General features: G+C 70.9%; 4 protein-coding genes. All 4 read right to left on the reverse strand.

Translation table 11 applies throughout. The features are described from left to right. A partial coding sequence (locus tag KEG57_RS35900; RefSeq protein WP_272459275.1) for a condensation domain-containing protein occupies positions 1-4,757 on the reverse strand: 4,757 nt, incomplete at its 3' end. Continuing rightward, complete coding sequence (locus KEG57_RS35905) at positions 4,754-11,011, reverse strand: non-ribosomal peptide synthetase/type I polyketide synthase (RefSeq protein ID WP_272459276.1); 6,258 nt, start codon at positions 11,009-11,011, stop codon at positions 4,754-4,756. The genes KEG57_RS35900 and KEG57_RS35905, both read right to left, overlap by 4 nt. Before the next feature lie 9 nt (positions 11,012-11,020). Further along, positions 11,021-15,643 (reverse strand): type I polyketide synthase, encoded by a 4,623-nt coding sequence (locus KEG57_RS35910; RefSeq protein WP_272427518.1) that lies wholly within the window; start codon positions 15,641-15,643, stop codon positions 11,021-11,023. Positions 15,644-15,683: 40 nt separating this feature from the next. Next, positions 15,684-22,127, reverse strand: coding sequence for a MupA/Atu3671 family FMN-dependent luciferase-like monooxygenase (locus tag KEG57_RS35915; protein WP_272427519.1), 6,444 nt, complete (start codon positions 22,125-22,127; stop codon positions 15,684-15,686). Positions 22,128-22,151 lie beyond the last annotated feature (24 nt).

Consider the following 22,151-nt stretch of genomic DNA (forward strand, 5'->3'; position numbering starts at 1 on the left):
TGGATACAAGCCTCGCGCGGGTAGGGCACCGTGGTCTCGTTCCAATGCGAAAGCAGCCGCTCCTCTCGCTCCGTCAGGATGTCCCAGTCCGAAATACGACCCTCGGGCGCCCTGGCCGCATGCTCCAACACCAGCCGCAGCCGCTCCAAAAACCCCTCCGCCGTCCTCGCGTCGAACAGGTCGGTGGCGTATTCGAGAAGGCCGAGGATCTGCCCGTCCTGCTCGAACATGGAGAGGGTCAGATCAAAATGCGCCGTGGGAATGTCAACGGATACGGGGGTGATCGAGAATCCGTCGAGGTGCACCGCGTCGAAGGGCGCGTTTTGCAGGACGAACATCACCTGGAAGAGCGGCTGCCGCGAGAGATCACGCGCCGGCGCGAGCTCCTCCACGAGCTTCTCGAAGGGCAGATCCTGGTGCGCGTAGGCGTCGAGCGTAGCCTCTTTGACCTGCGCGAGGAATTCGAGGAAGGTCGGCCCGCGCGAAAAATCCGCGCGAAGGACGAGGGTGTTGACGAAAAAGCCGACGATCCCTTCGAGCTCTCTACGCGTGCGCCCCGCAATCGGGGAGCCGACCGCAAAATCCTCTTGCCCGCTCAGCCGGTGCAAGAGCGCCTGGAAACCGGCGAGCAGCACCATGAACAAGGTGGTGCCCGTCCTCTGCGCGAGCGCGCGGAGCCCATCCGAGATCCGCGCCGGGATCGACACGGGGAGGGTGGCGCCGCGCTGAGAGGCGACAGCGGGCCTCGGCCTGTCCGTCGGCAATTCGAGCGGCGCGACGCCGGCGAGGCGCTCCCTCCAGAAGGCGACCTGCTGATCGAGCACGTCACCCGAGAGCCAGCTCCGCTGCCACAGGGCATAATCGACGTAACGGATCGGGAGCGGGGGCAGCGCAATGGGCTGCCCGCGACGAAATGCCTCGTACAGCTGGACGATTTCTCGGACGAGCACGCCCATGGACCAACCATCGAAGATGATGTGGTGCATGTTCGCGACGAGGATGTGCTCCTCCGGCCCGAGCCGCAGCAAGAGCGCGCGAATGAGGGGGCCCCTGCGCAGATCGAAGGGGTGGAAATGGGCCTGCACGGCAATGCGCCGAGCCTCCGCCTCGGGATCCTCGGCGCGCGATAGGTCCTCGACCACGAGCGGGAATGGCCCGACGGGATGAATGCGCTGGACGGCGCGCCCGTCGACGAAATCGAACGTGGTGCGCAGCGCCTCGTGCCGGCGCGAGACCTCGTCCATGGCGCGCTGAATGGCGTCGATGCTGATCGTGCCCGTGAGCCGCAGCGCCAGGGGCATGTGATACGCCGTGCCCTCCGGATCGAGCTGATACAGAAACCAGAGCCTCTGCTGCGCGAACGAGAGCGGGACGTCCCCGTCGTGCTGGGCGCGCTGGAGCGCGGGCGCCACGAGCTTGCCGCGGCGGAGCTCCACCTCGACCACCTTCGCCAATCCCCCCACGGTGGGCGATTCGAAGAAGGACCGGAGCGGCAGGTTCACGCCGACCGCCGCCCGAATGCGCGAGACGAGCTGCGTGGCGAGGAGCGAATGGCCGCCGAGCGAAAAGAAGCTGTCGTGCAATTCGACGTGCGGGACCTGAAGGACCTCGGCGAACGCGCGCGCGACCATCTGCTCGACAGGCGTACGCTGCGGGGCGTCTTCCGGGCGGAGGGCCGGCAGCGCAGCCCGATCGACCCCGCCCTGCGGGGTTTCGGGATCCAGCAAGACGTACGCCGTCGGGAGCGTGGCGTCCGGCAGGCGCGATGCGAGGAATGCTCGCAAATCCCCGGACGAGGGAGGCGGTGCCGCGGAGGGCACCACATACGCCACGAGCTGGGCGCCTTTCCCGGGTCCGTCCTGGGCCACGACGACGGCGTCGCGCACGCCAGGGTGCTCGGAGAGGGCCCGCTCGATGGCCGGCAGCTCGATGCGCGCGCCGCACCCCTGGCCCCGATCGTCGGAGCGTCCCAGCAATACGATGCGACCGTCCGAAAGCCAGCGCGCCAGCACCCCCGTATGGAACATCCGCGCGCCCGCCTCCTCGCTGAAGGGGTCGGGGACGAAGCACGCAGCCGTGAGAGCGGGGTTCGAAAGGTACCCGCGCGAGACGCCCAGGCCGCCGATATGAAGGTCACCACGCGTCCCCACCGGGGCCGGCTGGCCATACGAATCAAGGATGTAGACCCTGGCCCCAGCGACGGGCCGGCCCGTGGGCACACGCTGGCCCGACGCGAAGATCTCCGATAGCTCTCCGGCCATGTTCACGCCGGCCACTTGTGCCAGGCCAAACGTGTTCCAGAGCCGCACCTGGGAGCCCGCGAGCGACCGCCACTGGTTGACGCGATCGACGCGCGCCGCCTCGCCGCCGAGGAGCACCCGACGCAACGAGGGGGGAACGGGGCGCCGCGACTCGACGAGGTGCGCCACCACATCGTGCCAGAACGCCGTCGGCAAAGCGACCGAGGTGATGCGCGACCGTTCACAGGCTTCGAGGAAGCCCGCCGGATCGTGCGTCGCCGCGTCCCGCGCGACGAGGCACCCGCCCGCGAGCATACACAAAACCATCTCGTCGCCGAACCCGCCCGAAGCAAACGAGGCGAGCTGGAGCATACGCTCGTCGTCGCCGAGGCTCAGCCTGTCGCGGAGCGCGAGGGCCACGCTCGCGAGGGCGCCGTGGGACACCGCGACCCCCTGGAGCTCGTCCGTCGCACCACGATCGAGACGCACGCAAGCCAGGCTTGCCGGAGACGTTTGGCGGGCCAGACGATCGCTCGGCGCGTCCTCCTCGGTCGCCCTATCGACGAACTCGCACGGCAGGTCGATCGCCGCGCGGGGCTCGACCAGCGCGTGCCGGGTGAGCAGGAGCGAAGCGCCGCATCGGCGCACGATCGCGCGGGCCTCGTCGAGCGGCGCGTCCGGCGCGAGGAGCACGTACGCCCCGCCCGCCGCGAGGACCGCCCAGATCGCGACGACGAGGTCGGCGGCCCTGTCCAGGCGAAGGGCCACGCGCACCTCGGGGCCGACGCCGCGTTGCCGAAGCCGGAAGGCCAATCGGTTGGCGCGAAGCTCGACCTCGCGGTAGGTCAGCCGCTGCGCCCCGTCCTCAATGGCGATCGCCTCCGGGGTCCGATCCACCTGCGCCTCGAGGAGGTCTTTCACCGAGCGCACCTCCAGCTTGCGCTCGGCGGACCGACCGTGCTCGTGGAGGATCCGCGCGCGCTCGTCCGCGGAGAGGAGCGGCAAGGCGGCGATCGTGATTCCCGGATCGACGGTGAAGGCTTCGAGGACTCGCTCGTATTGCCCGAAGAATTTGCGGATCGTCGACGCGTCGAAGAGATCGGTGTCGTATTCCGCCGAGATGTCGATGCCCTCGGACGACCACCGGGCGCTGATCACGAGATCCATCTGGCTCGTGCCGCGCTCGACGTATTCGGGCGCCATCACGAGGCCGGGCATCTTCATCGAGGAAATGGGCAGGTTCTGGTTGATGAGCATCACCTGCAGCAGCGGCGTATGCCCGGCGTTCCGACCCTTCTCGACCGCCTCGAGCACCCGCTCGAACGGCACGTCCTGGTTCGCTTGCGCGCCCAGCGTTCGCTCACGGACCTGCTCGACCAGATCCCGGAAGCGCAGATGCCTGGAGGAGAAATCGGCGCGAATGAGGAGCGTGTTCGGGAAAAGCCCGACGATGTCCTCCAGCTCGGGGCGCGTGCGCCCGGCGCTCTGCGTGCTGACGACAATCTCGTTTTGCCCCGTCCAGCGGTGGAGCAAGGCATGCAAGCCCGCGAAGAGCACCATGAAGAGCGTGGCCCCCTCGCGGCGCCGTACGACGCCGCTCAACGTCTCGGCGAGCTTCGCGGGATACCGGAACCGGAGCATCGCGCCGCGCCGCGCCGGGACGGCGGGCCTCGGCCTATCGAGGGGCAGATCGAGGGGCTCGACGTTGGCGAGTTGTTCCTTCCAGTACGCGAGCTGGCGATCGAAGACGCTCACCAAAAACCGGCGCTGCCACACCGCGAAATCCGCGTACTGGATCGTCAACGCGGAGAGCGGGGAGGGCCGCCCCTCGCGCAGCGCTTGATACAGGGTGACGAGCTCACGCGTCAGAATGCGGAACGACCAGCCATCGGAGGCGATCGGGTGCACGTTCACCACGAAGACGTGCTCGAATCCATGCAGGCGGATGAGGGTCGTGCGCAGGAGCGGACCGCGGGAAATGTCGAAGGGCTCGTGCGCGCTCGCCAGCACGAGGCGCCTCATCTCGTCTTCGCGCTGCTCGGTCGGAAGATCGGACAGATCCCTGATGGGCAAGAGCCAGTGCGGGGGCGGGTGGACGATCTGGCAGGGCGTCCCGTCGCGCATCTCGAAGGTGGTGCGCAGCGACTCGTGCCGCCGCACGATCTCCTCGAAGGTCCGCCGGAGCGCGTCGGTGTCGAGGTCGCCCGAGAGACGCAGCGCGAAGGGAATGCTGAACGCGGCGGCATTCGATTCGATCTGATCGACGAGCCAGAAGCGCAATTGCGCGAACGACAGCGGGAGACGGCTGTCCCGCGGCGCGGGCGTGATGGGCGGCAGCTTCGAAGGATCCTCCTCGGCGCGCAAGATCGCCCGCAAGGTCTCCTTGTGACGCTTGAGCTCGGCGAGGAGCTCGGGCGTCAATGCGCCACGCGGCGCGCTGTAACGCAGAGCGTCCCCTTCGAGCCAGAGCTTGACGCCGAGGGAGCGCACGTGCTGCAAGAGTTCGGCGTCGGTCACAGCTCCCCCTCCTCGAGGTCGAGCGCTTCGGGTGCCGCGTCCGCGTTCGTCGCGCCGCCCGCCGGCGAGAGCCGCTCGACGCTCCGCGCGAGGGCGGACACCGTCATCGATTGGAGCGCGTCCCGCAGCGGAAGCGAGACGCCGAGCGTATCGCGGATGCGCGAGAGGACGCGCGTCACGAGCGGCGGCTGGCCGCCGAGCGAAAAGAAATCGTCGTCGAGGCCCACGCTGGAGACCCCGAGCACCTCGGCGAAGATGGCAGCGACGGCGCGCTCGACGCGCACCTCGGCCTTGCCCGTCGCGTCGGCGTGGGCCGTCCCTTGCGCGTGCGGCGCGGGCAGCGCTTTTCGATCGAGCTTTCCATTCGGCGTGAGCGGGATCGCTTCGAGCGCGACAAACGCGGCGGGGATCATGTACTCCGGCAGCGTGCGGAGCAGGTGCTCGCGGATCTCCGCGGGCGAAGGTGGCTCCGCGGCGGGAATCCAGTAGGCCACGAGCCGCTTGTCGCCGGGGATGTCCTCCCGCACCACGACGACCGCGTCGCGCACGCCCGGGTGCGTCTCGAGCGTATTCGCGATCTCGCCGAGCTCGATTCGATACCCGCGCACCTTGACCTGCTCGTCGATACGCCCGAGGTATTCGAGGACGCCGCCCGGCGCCCACCGGGCGAGGTCGCCGCTGCGATAGAGGCGAAGACCGGGCTCGCTCGAGAAGGGGTCGGGCACGAAGCGTGTTGCCGTGAGCGCAGGGCGCCCCATGTAGGTGCGCGCGAGGCCGGCGCCGCCGACGTAGATCTCGCCGGCCACGCCCGGCGGCACGAGCTGCCGGTAGCGATCGAGGACGTGCACCTGCCAGCCCGGGATCGGCCTGCCGACGAGCGAGCGCCCGAAGGTCGCGTCCCGCGCGCGCACGCGCTGGAAGGTCACGTGCACCGTGGTCTCGGTGATGCCGTACATGTTGACGAGCATCGGCGCCTCGTCGCCGTGCCGCGCGAACCAGGGCGCGAGGTGCGCGAAATCCAGCGCCTCGCCGCCAAAGACCACGTACCGCAGCGCGAGGGGCGCCGCGGCGTTCTCGCTCTCCCAGGCGACGAACTGGCGGAACGCCGACGGTGTCTGGTTGAGCACCGTCACGCGCTCGCGCTGGAGCAGCGCGTGAAAGTCTTCGGGCGAGCGCGCCTCGAGGTGCGGGACGATGACGAGGCGACCGCCATGCAAGAGCGGCCCCCATATCTCCCAGACCGAAAAATCGAAGGCGTAGGAATGGAACAGGGTCCAGACGTCGTCCGCGCCAAACCGGAAGAGCTCGCCGGCGGCCGCGAAGAGGCTCAGCACGTTGCGGTGCGTGACGCCGACGCCCTTGGGTTTTCCCGTGGAGCCGGAGGTGTAGATGACGTACGCGAGGTTGTCCGGGCCCACGCCCTCCCGCAAAGGTGCGGTGTCCTCTCCGGCGATCGCGTCCCCTTCCATGTCGAGGCAGAGGACCTCGGCGCGCACGTCCGGCAGCTCTGCGCGCAAGCTCGCCGTCGTGAGCAGGACACGCGCGCGCACGTCCTCCAGGATGAACGCCGTACGCTCGCGGGGCGATATGGGGTCGATGGGGACGTACGCCCCGCCGGCTTGAAGCACGGCGAGGATGGCGATCATCATCTCGACGGAGCGCTCGACGAAGAGGGCGACGAGGACGTCCGGGCCGACGCCGGAGCGCTGGAGGCGCTGGGCAAGCGTACGGGCGCGCGCGGCGAGGTCCCGGTACGTGATACGGTGGTCGTCCGCGACGAGGGCGACGGCGTCGGGCATGCGCTCGACCTGGGCCGCGAAAGCTTCGGGCAGCGAGCGCGCGAGGAGCGGCGGGGCGGTCGTCGTGCTGCACTGGCGCAGCTCCTCGCGCTCCGCGTCCGTCAGCAGGGGCAGGTCGGCGACGCGCACCCGCGGATCCCGGACGATGGCCTCGTACATCGAGCAGAGCCGCGCGGCGAGGCGCTCGACGGTGGGCCGATCGAAGAGGTCGACCGCGTATTCGATGCGGCCCCGGAGCACGCCATTGCTTTCGCCGAGGTAGAGCGAGAGGTCGAGCTTGGACGTGCCGCTCGTGATGGGCCGCGCCGAGACGGAGAGCCCCTCGATGGTGACATTCTCGAAGGGCTTATTTTGCAGGGCGAAGAAGACCTCGAACAGCGGTGGCCGCGAAAAATCCCGCGCCGGCTTCAGCTCGTCCACGAGCTTTTCGAAGGGAATCTCCTGGTGGGTGATCGCTCCGAGCGTGGTCTCCTTGATCTGCGAGAGCAGCGACAGGAACGTCAGGTCGTCCCGGAAATCGGCGCGCAGGACGAGCATGTTGTAGAATACGCCGACGAGGTGCTCGAAGTCCTCGCGGTTGCGGCACGCGACCGGCGTTCCGAGGGCGACGTCGGTCTGCCCGCTGAGCCGGTGCAGGAGCGAAAAGAAGCCCGCGACCAGCACCATGAAGAGCGTCACGCCCGCTTCCCGCGCGAGGGCCTGGAGCCCCGCGGTCACCGGCGCGGGGAGCTCGATCTCGACCCAATCGCCGCGGAGGCTCGACCTCGGCGGCCTCGGTCGATCGGTCGGCAAATCCAGGGGCGTGAGGCCGTGGAGCTGCTTTTTCCAATACCGCAGCGCCCGCTCCATGGCCTCGCTCTGCATGTAGTCGCGATGCCACGCCGCGTAATCGGCGTACTGGATGGGCAAGGGAGGCAGCTCCGGCGCGCCCGCGTTGACGATCGCGTTGTAATGGGCGGCGACCTCTCGCACGACGAGGAGGAGCGTCCACTCGTCGGAGACGATGTGGTGCATGTTGAAGACGAGGACGTGCAGCTCGTCCTCGAGCTTGATCAAGAACATGCGCAAAAGCGGGCCGGTGTGCAGGTTGAACGCCCGCTGCGCCTCCTCGCTCATCAGCCGGTTGGCCTCGGTTTGTCGCGTCGCCACGGGCCAGCTCGAAAGGTCCACGACGGGCAGCGCGAGCGGCCCAGGCGGGTGCAGGCGCAAGACCGGGAGGCCCTCGTGGCTGTCGAAGGTGGTGCGCAGAACGTCGTGGCGACGCACGAGCGATTCGAAGGCGCCACGCATGGCCTCGACGGAAAGCCGCCCGGACAGCTCCAGCGCATACGGCATGTTGTAGGCAGGGCTGTCGGGCTCGAGCTGATCGATGAACCAGATCCGCTGTTGCGCGAAGGAATACGGACGCGTGGCCGTGGACGCCGCGGGCAACACGGGGCGGTGCGCCTCGCTCCGGGCCTCGGCGAGGCGGGCGGCGAAGCTGCCCACGGTGGGCGCCTCGAAGAGCACACGCACGGGGATGTCGACGCCGAACGTCGCGCGGATCCGAGAGGTGACCTGCGTCGCGAGGAGCGAGTCGCCGCCGAGGTCGAGGAAATCGTCGTCCAGGCCGATGTTCGTGGTGCCGAGGATCTGCTCCCAGATCTGGACGAGCTTGCTCTCGATCTCGCTTTCCGGCGCGACGTACGCGTTCCGGAACCCGACGCGCGTCTCCATCGGCGGGCCGGGCGCCTCGTCGCGCCCTCGGTCCGCGAGCTCTTCGGCGCCAGGGGCGGGGCGCTGCGGGGCGTCCACGGGCGCCGCCATGGCCGTCGCGACGGCGGGCTCGATCCAGAAGCGCTTGCGCTCGAACGGATAGGTCGGCAGAGGGACGCGCAGCCGGCGCTCCTGCCCGCGGTAGCCGGCCCAATCGACCACGACGCCGGCTTGCCACAACCTCCCGAGCGTCACGTGCAACGCCTCTTCCTCGGACCTCTGCTCCTCCTGCGCGAGGGAGGGCTCGATCACGCGCCCCTGCCCCGCCGGGATACGCCGCGCAAGGCGGCTCAGGGTGCGCCCGGGGCCCACTTCGAGCAGCACACGGCGCCCGTCCTCGAGGAGCGTCGCGAGGCCCTCGGCGAAGCGCACGGTGCGGAGCAGGTGCTCTGTCCAGTACACCGGGTCCTGCGCCTGCTCGGGCGTGATCCAGGTGCCCGTCACGCACGAAATGAAGGGCGTCTTGCCTGGTCGAGGCCGCGCCGCGCGGACGAGCGCGGACAGCTCGCCGACGATGGGCCGCATCATGGGCGAATGGAAGGCGTGCGAGGTGGCGAGGCGGCGGGCCTCCACGCCGGTGGACGCGAGGCGCTGCTCGATTTCGGTGATCGCGGGGATCGGGCCCGAGAGCACGCATTGATTCGGGGCATTGACGGCGGCCAGCGCGACGTCGCCGCCAAGGAAGGGCGCAATCGCGTCCTCCGCGAGCGGCACGGCCAGCATCGCGCCCGGCGGCAAACGCTGGACGAGCTTGCCGCGCTGGGCGACCAGCCGCAGCGCGTCGCGCAGATCAAAGACGCCCGCGAGGCAGGCCGCGACGTACTCGCCGACGCTGTGCCCGATCATGCATTGCGGCGTGATCCCCCAGGATCCCCAGAGCTGGGCGAGCGCGTACATGACCGAGAACATCGCGGGCTGGGTCCACGCGGTCTCGTTCAGGCGGTCGGCGGCGCGCGCCTCCTCGCCCTCCGGCGGATAGAGGATCGCGCGCAGATCGGCCTCGAGCAAGGGGCGAAGGATCTCGGCACAGCGGTCGAGCTCGCGCCGGAAGACCAATTCGTGACGGTAGACCTGCGCGAACATCTGGACGGCCTGCGCGCCCTGCCCGGGGAAGAGGAACGCGACGGGCCGCTCCGAGGGTTGTTCCTCCAGCGCGACGTGGATGTCTCGCAAGCGCCGCGTGGCCTCCGCCGCGCTGCCGGCGACGACGAAGCTGCGATGGGGAAACACCCTGCGTCCGACCTGGAGCGTGTGCGCCACGTCGGCGAGGACGAGATCGGGGTTGTCCTCGAGGTGCTGGGCGAGCCGCTCCCTCGCGGCTCGAAGCGCCGTCTCCGTTTTGGCCGAGAGGACGAGGAGCTCGGCCGGGCGGCCGGGCGAACCGGCGAGCCGCGAAGGAGGCTCTTCGAGCACCGCGTGCGCGTTGGTCCCGCCCATTCCGAAGGAGCTCACCCCGGCGCGTAGGGGCGTGGGGCCGCTCCAGGGCGAGAGGGTGGTATTGACGAAGAAGGGGCTACCGTCCCAATCGATGGCAGGATTCGGCGTCGCGCAATGCAGGCTGGCCGGGATCTTCTTGTACCGGAGCGCGCACGCCGTCTTGATCAAGCTCGCCACGCCGGCGGCGGCGTCGAGGTGCCCCACATTGGCCTTGACCGAGCCGATCGCGCAGAACCGGCGCTCGTCGGTGCTCTCGCGGAACGCCTTCGTCAACGCTTGCACCTCGATGGGATCCCCGATCGGCGTCCCCGTGCCGTGCGTCTCGACATACGAGATCGTGTCGGCCGAGACGTCCGCATTCGCGTGCGCCTCGGCGATCACCTGCGCCTGCCCCTCGACCCCAGGGGCGGTGTAGCCGGCCCGCAGCCCGCCGTCGTTGTTGACCGCCGATCCCTTGATCACCGCGTAGATGTGGTCGCCCGCGGCAATCGCGTCCTCGAGCCTCCGGAGCGCGACGACACCCGCCCCGCTCCCGAACACGATGCCCTGCGCCTTCGAATCGAAGGGGCGGCAATGCCCGTCGGGCGAGAGGATGCTCCCCGGGACGAACCGATAGCCGTGCTGCTGGCTCAGGTTGATGGACACGCCTCCCGCGAGCGCGACGTCACACTCCTCGTTGAGGAGGCTCTGGCAGGCGATGTGCACCGCCACGAGCGACGTCGAGCAGGCGCTCTCGACGAGGAAGCTCGGTCCCTTGAGATCAAGCTTGTAGGAGACGCGCGTCGTGAGGAAGCTGTTGCCATTGCTCAGGCTGACCTGGAGCGGATCGAGCGAGGCCAGGACGGCGGGGTTCGACCAGATGTGGAGCAGCAGATAGGTGCTCAGCGCCGCGCCGCCGAAAACGCCGACCAGGAGATCCTTGCGGGGCACGATGTACCCCGCGTCCTCCAGCGCCTCCCACGCGCATTCGAGGAAGATGCGCTGCTGCGGATCGAGCAGCTCCGCCTGGCGCGGCGGATACCCGAAGAAGGCGGCGTCGAAATGCGAGACGTCCTCCACCATCGCCGTCGCCCGGACGTAGCTCGGATCCCGCACGAGCTCCGGAGAGACGCCCCGCGCGAGGAGCTCCTCCTCGGTGAACGTCCTGAAGGACTCCACGCCATTGCAGAGGTTTCGCCAGAACGTCGGCACGTCCCGGGCGCCCGGGAAGCGTCCCGCGAGGCCAACAATCGCGATTTCCATACCCGTCCCAGCGACATCCATGGCGTTCTCCTATCGGTCCTCGCGCCTGCGCTGCAATCGTTCCCGGCGCCGCGCCCCCCGGGTTCGGCGGTCCGTGTACGTGGCCTCGCCCCCCTCGTCCTGATGCAGGAGCTGCGCGAGCGCCGCGACCGTCGGGCGCTCGAAAAGCGTCACGACGGGCAGGACGACGCCGAGCGCACGCTTGAGCTCGGCGATGACCTTGAGCCCGATGAGCGAGTTGCCGCCGATGTCGAAGAAGCTGTCGTGGCTGTCGACGCGCTCGACGCCGAGGACGCGCTTCCAGATGTCCGCGATCATGCGCTCGATCTCCTCGATCGGCGCCTCGATGCGCGCCTTGCCCGCCTCGCCGGCCTCAGTCCCGGTCAGCGCCTGGACCAAGCGCCCCGCCTCCTCCAGCACCGCCGAGAGATCCCGCGTCGAGACGACGATCTGCGGCGTCGCACGCGAGAGGACGCGGTCGAAGATGTCGATGCCCTCCTCGGTGCCGATGCCGCTCGCCTGAAGCATCTCCCGGTAGGCAGCGAAATCCTCGGCGCGCGCCGCCGTCGCGGCCTGGCCGATGTCGCGCCAGGCGTCCCAGTTGATGGAGACGACGTGCGTCTGGCCCTCGGCGGCGCATCGCTGCGCGAAGGCGTCGAGGAACGCGTTCGCCGCGCAATGGTCGACCTGACCGAAATCGCCGACGATCGCGGTCCGCGTCGAGCACACGAGGAAGAAGTCGAGCGGCTCACGGACGAGGCCGTGGAGCACGACGGTCCCCCCGACCTTGGGCCGGAAGATGCTCTCGACCGTCTCCAGGCTCTTCGTGCGGAGCAGGCCGCCGGGCGGCAAGCCCGCCGCGTGGATGACGCCGTTCAGCGCCCCGAACCGGGCGCGCGCCTCCGCGAGCACCTCGGCCATCCGGGCAGCGTCGGCCACGTCGCCCTGGAGCGCGAGCACCTCGCCGCCGAGCGCCTCGATGGCCTGGATCTGCGTGATGGCCCTGCGCGCCGGATCGTCCTCCCCATGCGACGCGCACCACGCGGCCCAGGTGTCCCGCGCGGGCAGCGCCGAGCGCCCGACGAGGACGAGCCGCGCCGCGACGGTGCGCGCAAGGTGCTCCGCGAGGGCCAGGCCGATGCCGCCGAGGCCGCCGGTGACGAGGTACACGCCGCGGCTGCGCAGGCGCGGCGTCGCGCTCGCCGGGCGCTCGAGGCGCACGGGCTCGAACGTCTGCTCCCAGCGGTGGGCGCCGCGGTGCGCGACGACGCCGCTCTGGCCCTCGCTCTCGGCCTCGGCGACGAGCTGCGCCAGCGCGCCGGGCCCAAGCGCGTCGGGATAACCGCCGAGGTCGACGCTCTTGCACGTGATGTTGAGGTGCTCCCGCGGCAAGACGCGGCAGATCCCGAGGAGCGTCGCGTGCTCGGGCCGCAGGCGCTCGCTCCCGGTGACGGCCTGGACATCGCTCGACACGACGAGGAGATGGACCGCGTTGCGCGCCGGCAGCTCGCCGAGCGATTGCGCGAGGAAGAGCAAGCTCTGGAACCCGACGTCGTTCGCGTGGGCCGTCGCGTCGTGGGTCCGGCGCGGCTCGAGCAGGCTCAGGGCGTGCAGGACGTGCGTCGGGGCGCGGTCGAGCTCGCGCGCGAGATCCTCGAGCAGCGTCGTGTACGCGCCTCGGCTCCGCGGATCGATCTCGTAGAGCCCCTCGCGAACCCGCCGGTACGCCCCGCCGGGGCGCACGGTGACGACCGTGGCGCCGGTGGCCGCGAGCCGCTCCGAGAGCCCTTCGAGGGGCCCCTCGGGCGGCACGAAGACGAGCCAGCAAGCCTCGCCCGCCCCGGGCGCGGGCGCGGGCCACAACGTCCGTCTCCACGAGGGCAGGTAGAACCAGTCGGCGACGTCCGGCTTCTTGCCGCTCGCCTGCGGGGCGGGCGCCGCGCCGACCTCCGCGGAGCACGGCGCGGCGAGGCGCGCGTCGGCGGGGCGGGGATCCACCCAGAAGCGCCGGCGCTCGAAGGAATACGTGGGCAGCGGGACGCGCCGCCGCGCGCCGCTCGCGTGGAGGCGCTCCCAGGGGACGGCGACGCCCGCGAGCCACAGCCGCGCGAGCGTGGTCATGGCGAACTCGACCTCGGAGCGCTCCTCCTGCGGCAGGCACATCGAGGACAGCACCGCCACTTTGCCCGACGAACCGGTTCCCACCTGCTGCCGCGCGGCCGAGCTCAGCGCACGCCCGGGGCCGACCTCGAGCAGCACCCAGCGCGGGTCGTCGAGCAGCGTGCGGATGCTGTCGGCGAAGCGCACGGTTTGTCGGAGCTGGCGCACCCAGTACTCGACACTCTCGGCCTCCTCGTCGCGGATCCACGTCCCCGTCACGCACGAGATGAAGGGCAGGCGCGGACGGCTCCGCCGGAGCCCCCGCACGAACGCGGCGAACGCCGGCAGAATGGGCTCGACGAGGTGGGAGTGCGCGGCGACCTGGATCGGCAGGCGAACGTACTCGATGTCGCGCTCGTCCAAGGTGCGGACGAAGGCGTCGATCGCGTCCTCTTCTCCGGCGATGACGAAGCTCTCGGGGCCGTTCTTCGCGGCCACCGACAGGCGCGGATCGAGCAGCGGCGTCAGCGACGCCTCGGGCAGATCGACGCTCACCATGGCGCCGGGCCGCACGGCGCCGAGCAGGCGCCCGCGCTCCGCGACGAGCGCGAGCGCGTCCTCCAGCGAGAAGACGCCCGCGAGGCACGCCGCGACGTACTCGCCCATGCTGTGGCCGATCATCGCGGCGGGCTCGACGCCGAGCGACTTCCAGAGCTCGGCCAAGCTGTATTCGATCGCGAAGAGCGCCGGGAGCGCGAGCGAGGGCTGCGTGAGCGCCCCGCCTCCCCTGCCCTCGCGAGCGTGCACGACATCGCGCAGATCGGCGCCGAGCCGCGGCGCGAGGATCGCGGCGCAGCGATCGAACGCCGCGCGGAAGACCGGCTCGTTGCGGTAGAGCTCCGCGCCCATGCCGACGTGCTGCGTGCCGCTCCCGGGAAACATGAACGCCACCACGCGCGGCGTTCCCTCGACGGTCCCGGACAGGATGCGCCGCGGCTCGAAGAGCGCGCGCGCGCCCTCGCCGCCGCGTTCGAGGTCGCAGACGATCGCCCGGCGATGGGCGAACGACCGCCGCCCCACCTGGAGCGTGTACGCCACGTCGGCGAGCGGGACGTCGGGGTGGCTCTCGAGGTGCTGGGCGAGCGCCTGCGTGGCGCGATCGAGCGCCTCCGGGGTCTTCGCCGAAAGCACGAGTGCGTGCCACGGGCGCGAAGGGCCCGAGGACGGGGCCGGCGGGGGCTCCTCCAGGATCACGTGCGCGTTGGTCCCACCGATGCCGATCGAGCTGACCCCCGCCCGGCGGGGCGAGCGCGAAACGGGCCACGGCGCCGGCCGCGCGTTGACGAAGAAGGGGCTTTTGTCGAGCTCGAGGCGCGGGTTCGGGCGGGAGAAGTGGAGCGTCGGCGGGATCTCGCCATGGCGGACCGCGAGCGTGGTCTTGATGAGCCCCGCGACGCCCGCCGCCGCGTCCAGGTGCCCGACGTTCGTCTTCACGGAGCCGAGGGCGCAGAACTGCGTACGGTCGCTCGTCGCCTGAAACGCCTTCGTCAGCGCCGCGACCTCGACCGAGTCCCCGAGCGGCGTCGCCGTGCCGTGGGCCTCGACGTACCCGATGTCCTCGGGGGAGACGCCTGCGATGGCATGCGCGCGCGCGATGACCTCGGCCTGCCCCTCGACGCTCGGCGCGGTGAAGCCGACCTTCGCGGCGCCGTCGTTGTTGATCGCCGAGCCGCGGATGATGGCGGTGATCGTGTCCCCGTCCCGGATCGCGTCGTCGAGGCGCTTCAAGACCACCACGCCCACGCCGCTGCCGAACAACGTGCCATTCGCGCCCTCGTCGAAGGCGCGGCAATGCCCGTCGGGCGAGGCGATGCCGCCGGGCTGGAAGACGTACCCCGCGCGCTGCGGCATGTGGATGGAGACGCCTCCCGCGATCGCCATGTCGCACTGGAAGCCGAGCAGCGCCTGGCAGGCGAGGTGCGTCGCCACGAGCGACGTCGAGCAGCCGCTCTGCACGTCCATGCTCGGCCCGCGCAGATCGAGGTGGTAGGCGACGCGCGTCGCGAGGAAGTCCCGATCGTTCGCCACCATGGCCGGGAACGTGTCCTCGGCGAGGGCGATCTCGGGGTGGGTCATCAGGTTGAAGATCAGGTACGTGCTCACGCTGGTGCCCGCGAAGACGCCCACGGAGCCGAGGTTCGCGCCCCCGTAGCCGGCGTTCTCCAGCGCGGACCACGCGCACTCGAGGAAGACGCGCTGCTGCGGATCGAGTAGCTCGGCGTCGCGCGGCGCGTAGCCGAAGAACGACGCGTCGAAATGCTCGATGCCCTCGAGCACCGGAGCCGCCGGGACGAAGTCCGGGTTCGCGAGGAGCTCCGCCCGCACGCCCCGCGCGCGAAGCTCCTCGCGCGAGAACATCGTGATGGACTCGACCCCGCCGACCAGGTTGCTCCAGAACGTCTCCGCGTCTTTCGCCCCCGGGAAACGGCACGCCATGCCGATGATGGCGACGGCCAGCTCGTCGTCGGCGGACCGCGCCGCTTCCTCACTCATGCTTCCACCTTTCCTCTCGTCGTCGTCGCATGAAGATCCGTCACCCGCGCGCGCGCTTGCGCTGCCGCTTGAGCACCTCGAGCTGCCGGCGCGCGCGATCCTGCGCCGCGTCGACCACGGCCGCGCTCTCCCCTGCCCCCTCGCTCAGGTACGCCGCGAGCGCGCTGACCGTGGGGTGCTCCAGGAGCTTGACGAGCGGCATGCCAGGCCGCAGCGGCTGTAGCTCGTTGTGCACTTGCACCATGAGCAGCGAGTGCCCGCCGAGGTCGAAGAAGTTGTCGTGGACGCCGACCTGATCCACCCGGAGCACGCGTCGCCAGACGTCCGCGATCTGCTGCTCGACGTCGCTCCTCGGCGCCACGAACGCCGCGCTCGCGCGCCGCTCCTCGGAGGGCGCCGGCAGCGCCTTCCGATCCACCTTGCCGTTCGGCGTGCGCGGAATCGCGGGCAGCTCGACGAAGACCGAGGGCACCATGTAGTCCGGCAAGCGTCGTTGCAGCGACGCGCGCAACGACGTCGGGTCGATCCTGCCCTCCGCCGGCACGACGTACGCCACGAGCCGCACGTCGAGCGGGACGTCCTCGCGCACCGCCGCCACCGCCTCGCGTACGCCCGGACAAGTCGCGAGCGACGCCTCCACCTCGCCGAGCTCGATGCGATATCCCCGCAGCTTCACCTGCTGATCGGCCCGCCCGAGGAACTCGAGCGTGCCGTCGGCACGCAAGCGCCCGATGTCTCCGGTCCGGTAGATCCGCGCGCCCGGTTCGTCGCGGAAGGGATCCGGCAGGAAGCGCTCCGCGGTGAGCGCAGGCCGGCCGTGGTAGCCGCGCGCCACGCAGTCGCCGCCGATGTAGATCTCGCCCGGTACGCCGAAGGGCACGGGCTGAAGGGCCCGATCGAGCACGTAGACGCGGTTGTGCGCGAGGGGCGTGCCCAGCGGAACCACACCGCCGCGCTCGTCCTTCACGTCGTGCGTCGCCGACCAGATGGTGGTCTCGGTCGGCCCGTACATGTTCATCCGCCCCGCGGGGACGATCGCGCCGAGCTCCTCGGCGAGCGGACCCGGGAAAGCCTCTCCGCCGACGAGCAGCTTCTGGAGCCCCCCGAGCGCCTCGCGCGCCTCGGCGTCGAGCAGGAGCGCGCGCGCCATCGAGGGCGTGCATTGCAAGTGCGTCACGCCGTACCGCCTGATCTGCTGCGGAACCGTGACCGGCTCGCCCCCTCCGCGCCGCGCCTCGCGCTCGCTCAGGCGGCGGAGCTGGTCGAGGTGAGGCAGGCTCTCGAGCACCGCGTCGGTGTCGATGCCGAAATCGACGAGGCACGCGATCTCGTCGACGCCCATCGCGCGGAGCTGCTCGACGAGCTCGAGGCTCCCACGCGGCGTGCCGAAGAGGCCGCTCGTCTCGAAGTACCGACCGAAGGCATGCTCGACGATCCGATCGACGTCGTCCTTGCCGAGGGGCCCCGTGTCCACGCTCATGCCTAGGGAGCGCCCGATTCCCTTCATGAGATCGAGCGAGCTGCGGAGGTAGTTCTTGAAGGGCGCCTCCACACGCGCGCGGACGCGTGACAGGTCCGGATCGACGTACGTGTGGAGCATCAACGTGACGTGGCCGCGCCCAGACGCGCCCGACCCGCGGTACGCCTCGCGATAGAGAGCGATCTTCTCCGTGAGCTCCTCGATGCTCTGCCCGAGCAGGTGCGTGAGCACGCTCGCGCCGAGCGCCCCTGCGGCGCGGAACGTCTCGGGGTTGCCCGCCGCCGTCATCCAGATGGGCAGCTCCGCCTGCACCGGCCGGGGCCGGATGCGCACGTCGACGAGCTTGCCGTCGCCGCCGGGCAGCCGCACCACCTCGCCGCGCCAGAGGCGACGGATGACGTCGAGGCCCTCCAGCATCGCCTCCTTGCGCGCCGCATACCGCTCCGGCGCGAAGACGAAATCGTCGGCGTGCCAGCCCGACGCGACCGAGACGCCCACGCGACCACGCGAGAGGTTGTCGACGACGGCCCACTCCTCGGCCACGCGCACCGGATGGTGCAAGGGGATCACGACGCTGCCGGCGCGCAGGCCGACCCGCTCGGTGATCGTCGAGAGCGCCGCGCTCGTGACCGAGGGGTTCGGGTACATGCCGCCGAACGCGTGGAAGTGCCGCTCCGGCGTCCAGACCGCGGAGAAGCCGTTCCTGTCGGCGAATCGGGCCCCGTCGAGCAGCAGGCGGTACCGATCGCGGCCCGGCCCGTCGGCGTCGTCGGCGAAGTAGAACAGGCTGAAATCGATGGGGTTCGCGCGTCCGCGGCGGCGCTCCGCGCGCAGCGTCGACGCCTCGTCGGCCTGGATCACCACCGTGAAGCCCCGGCACAACGTCCAGAGCAGCTCCAGGACCGAGATGTCGAAGCTCACGCTCGTCACCGCCAGCCAGGTGCCCGGGGGCTCCGCGCCCAGCCGCTCGTCCATGGCCGCGAAGAACCGCGTGACCGTCGCGTGCGGGAGCATCACGCCCTTGGGTTTGCCCGTGGAGCCGGACGTGTAGATCACGTACGCAAGCTGCGCCGGGTCGTGCGCAGGCGGCGACGCCTCGGGCGGCGCGGCGTCGTGCTCCAGATCCTCGACGCAAAGCTCGACGCAGCCGGCGGCCGCGAGCATGCCCGTGAGGTGCGCCTGCGTGACGAGCACGCCCACGAAAGCGTCGTGCACCATGTGGCGCAGCCGCTCGAGCGGGTACGACGGATCGAGCGGCACATAGGCCCCGCCCGCGCCGAGGATCCCGAGCATCGCCACGACGACGTCGAGCGAGCGCTCCACGAGCACGCCCACGCGCACGTCGGGCGCCACCCCGAGCTCGCGCAGGCGAGCGGAGAGAGAGCGCGCGCGCCGATCGAGCTCCGCGTACGTGAGCGACGCGCCCTCGAAGACCACGGCCGTCGCGCCAGGCGTGCGCGCCGCCTGCGCCTGGAACTGCGCGTGCACGAGGCCCGCCTCTCCTCGCCAGGCGCCCGCGCGGGTCCCCTTGAGCACCCACTCTCGCTCGGCCTCGGTCAGGATCGGCAGGTCGCGCACGCGCCGCTCCGGCGACGCAACCGCCGCGCGCAAGAGCACCTCGAGGTGCCCGGCGAAGCGTTGGATCGTGTCCTCGCGGAACAGGTCGCTGCGGTACTCGAGCGCGCCGTCGAGCCCGTTCGGCGTCTCCACCATCGCGAGCGAGAGGTCGAACTTCGCCGTCCCCGCGACGGCGCCGTCCGGCGTTCGGAGCGCCGGCTCCCACGACATCCCGGGCACGCGCGCATCCACCGCGGGAAGCTGCTCGAGCATGAAGTTCACCTGGAAGAGCGGGTTCTGATCGGCGCCGCGCGCGGCCTGCGTGGCGGCGACGACGTCCTCGAAGGGCAGCTCCGCGTGCCGCAGCGCCTCCTCGACCCGCGCGCGCGTACGCTGCATCAGCGCCTCGAACGTGGGCTCATCGTCGAGGTCGCAGCGGATGGTCAGCGTGTTGGCCAAAAACCCCACGAGGCTCCGCGTCGCGGCGCGCTCGCGCTGCGCGGACACCGTGCCCACCCCGAAATCCGTCTGCCCGGTGTACCGATGGAGCAACGCGGCGTAGGCGGCGAGGAGCGTGACGTAGAGCGTGCATCCATGCCTTCGCCCGAGCGCGCGCAGCCCCTCGACGAGGGGACGTGGCAGCGTGAAATGCGTCGTCGCGCCTGCGAGCTTGGGCTCGCGCGGGCGCGGCTGGTCGGTGGGCAGCTCCAGCCTGGGCAACGCCCGGAGCCGCTCGGCCCAGAACTCCCGCTGCGCGGCCAGCGTGCTCCGACGCGCGATCTGCCATCGCGCGTAGTCGGCATACTGCACGCGCACGGGCGGCAGCGACGCGTCCGCCCCGGTGAGCCGCGCCTGGTAGAGCGCCGAGAGCTCACGCGCGAGGATGCTGATGGACCAGCCGTCCGTGATGATGTGGTGCTGCGTCAGGAGCAGCTCGTGCTCGTCCTCGGCGACCCGCACGAGCGAGGCGCGCAAGAGCGGCCCCTGCTGCAAGTCGAAGAGGGTCCGTCCCTCCGCGAGCGCGTGCTGGTCACGCGCCGCGTCGCGCGTCGCGGCCGGCTCGCCCGCGAGATCCACATGGGCGAGCGTGAGCTTTGCCGCGGGCAGCACCACCTGGCACGGCTGCCCCTCCACCTCGCGGATCACGGTGCGCAGGATCGCGTGGCGCTCCACGAGCGCGTCGAGCGCGCCTTCGAGCGCCGTCGCCACGAGCGGCCCGCGCATGCGCAGCCCGAACTGCACGTTGTAGAGCGGCACCCCAGGCATCAGCCGTTCGAGGAACCAGAGCCGGAACTGGCCAGGCGAGAGCGGCGAAGGCTCCTCCGGCGAAGAGGGGCCCTGCGCGGGAATGTCGTCGTCCGTCGGCGCCGCCAGCGTCGACCCGTTTCGCCACGCGCCGAGCAGCTCGCTCGCCGCGTCGTGGATCGTCGCGCTCTGCCACAGGAACGTCGCGGGCAGCCGAACGCCGAGCGCGACCTCGAGCTCCTCCTGGAGCTCCAGACCGGCGAGCGAGTCGAGGCCGAGCGACGCGAGCGGCACGGCCACGTCGAGCGCCCCGGCGTCGCTCCCGGTGCGACGGGCGACGGCGGCGCGGAGCGCGCGCTCGAGGAGGGCGCCGCGCGTGTCCTCGGGCGCGCGCGCGAGCGCCTCTCGCACGTCCTCCATCGCGGGAGCGTCCTCGGGCGCCTCGGGCGCGTCCGAGCGCCCGAGGACCTCCAGCGCCCCGGCGAGCAACGCTTGCTTGCACGCGCGGCGCTGGATCTTGCCGCTCGACGTCTTGAGGATGCTGCGCGGCGCGAGCAAGGCGATGAGGTGCAGGTGCGCGGCGTGCTCGTCCGCCACGGCGCGCCGGATCGCCTCCATCACGCTCTCCATCGACCCCCCGACGCGCGCCGGCTCGACCTCGACGACGAGCGCGAGCCGCTCCTCCCCGCCGACCTCCAGGCCGAACGCGGCGACGCAGCCGGGGCGCACGGCCGCGTGCGTTTGCTCGGCCGTGAGCTCCACGTCCTGCGGATACACGTTCCGGCCGCGCAGGATGATCAGGTCCTTCTGACGCCCGGTCACGAACAGCTCGTCCTCCGCGAGGAAGCCGAGGTCGCCCGTGCGCAGGAACGGGCCTTCGCCGGACGCGAGGCGCGCGTCGAACGTGGCCGCCGTCTCCTCGTCGCGCCCCCAGTACCCGCGCGCGACGCTCGGGCCCTCGAGCCAAATCTCCCCGACGCCGCCATCCGCGCGAGGCTCGCGCGTGTGCGGATCGACGATGACGGCACGCATGCCCTCGCCGAGCCATCCGGAGGAGACCAGCGCGCGCGCCTCCGGGTGCGCCGACGCGACCTCGACCACGCGGCCCTGGGCGAGCGCCGCGGCGTCGAGCGTCCGTGTGCGGGCGCCCTCGCTGGGGCGCGCGCCCGCGACGAAGAGCGTCGCCTCGGCCAGGCCATAACAAGGGTAAAAAGCCTCCGGCCGGAAACCGCAGGGCGCGAAGCGCTCGACGAAGCGCCGCAGCGTGTCGGCTTGCAGGGGCTCGGCACCGTTGAACGCGACCTTCCACGAGCGCAGATCGAGACGCTTCAGCACCTCGTCCGGGACTTTGCGCGCGCAGAGCTCGTAGGCGAAGTTCGGGCCGCCGCTCGTGCTGGCCCCGTACCGCGAGATGGCCTCGAGCCACCGCTGGGGCCGCTGTAGGAACGCGATCGGCGACATCAGGATGCACGGAATCCCGTGGAACAGGGGCTGGAGCACGTTGCCGATGAGGCCCATGTCGTGGAAGAGCGGGAGCCACCCGACGACCGCCGTGCTCTGCGCGTCGTGACCGAAGCCGCGCTGGATGAGCCGCTCGTTGTGCAGCACGTTCGCGTGCGTCAGCACGACGCCCTTCGGCGCGCCGGTGGAGCCCGACGTGTACTGGAGAATCGCGATCGTCTCGGCGCAGATCGCGACCGGGTGGAAGGCGTCCGCGCTGTTCGGCGGCAGCGCGTCGACCGCGATCCATACGAGCTCCGCGAGCTCCGGTACCTGCGGGAGCAGCATCTCCGCCATCGCCTTGATCGGGGCGGTTGTCAGGACGACCTGCGCCCTGCTGTCCCTGGCGATGGCGCGGAGGCGCGGCAGGGTGCGATCGAGGCGGCCCGGATCGGGCGGGTACGTCGGCACGGCCGCGGTGCCCGCGTAGAGGCATCCCATCAACGCGGCGACGAAATCGAGCGAGGGAGGGAACAGGAGGAGCGCTCTTCCGCCCTGGATCCCAGCTCCCTGGAGCGCGGCGGCGACGGCGCGGGCGGCGTGGTCGAGCCGGCCGTACGACCACGTCTCCACGGGTCCGTCGACGTCGCCTGTGGCGAGGAAGTGGTAGAGGACATCCTCCGCGCGCGTGAAGGCCCGCGCGCGGAGGATATCGATGACGGTCGTGTACGAATCGAGGGGAGAGAGGGCGTCGCTCTGCATGAATGGCCTACCCATCAGCGTTCG

The organism is Polyangium jinanense (genome assembly GCF_028435365.1).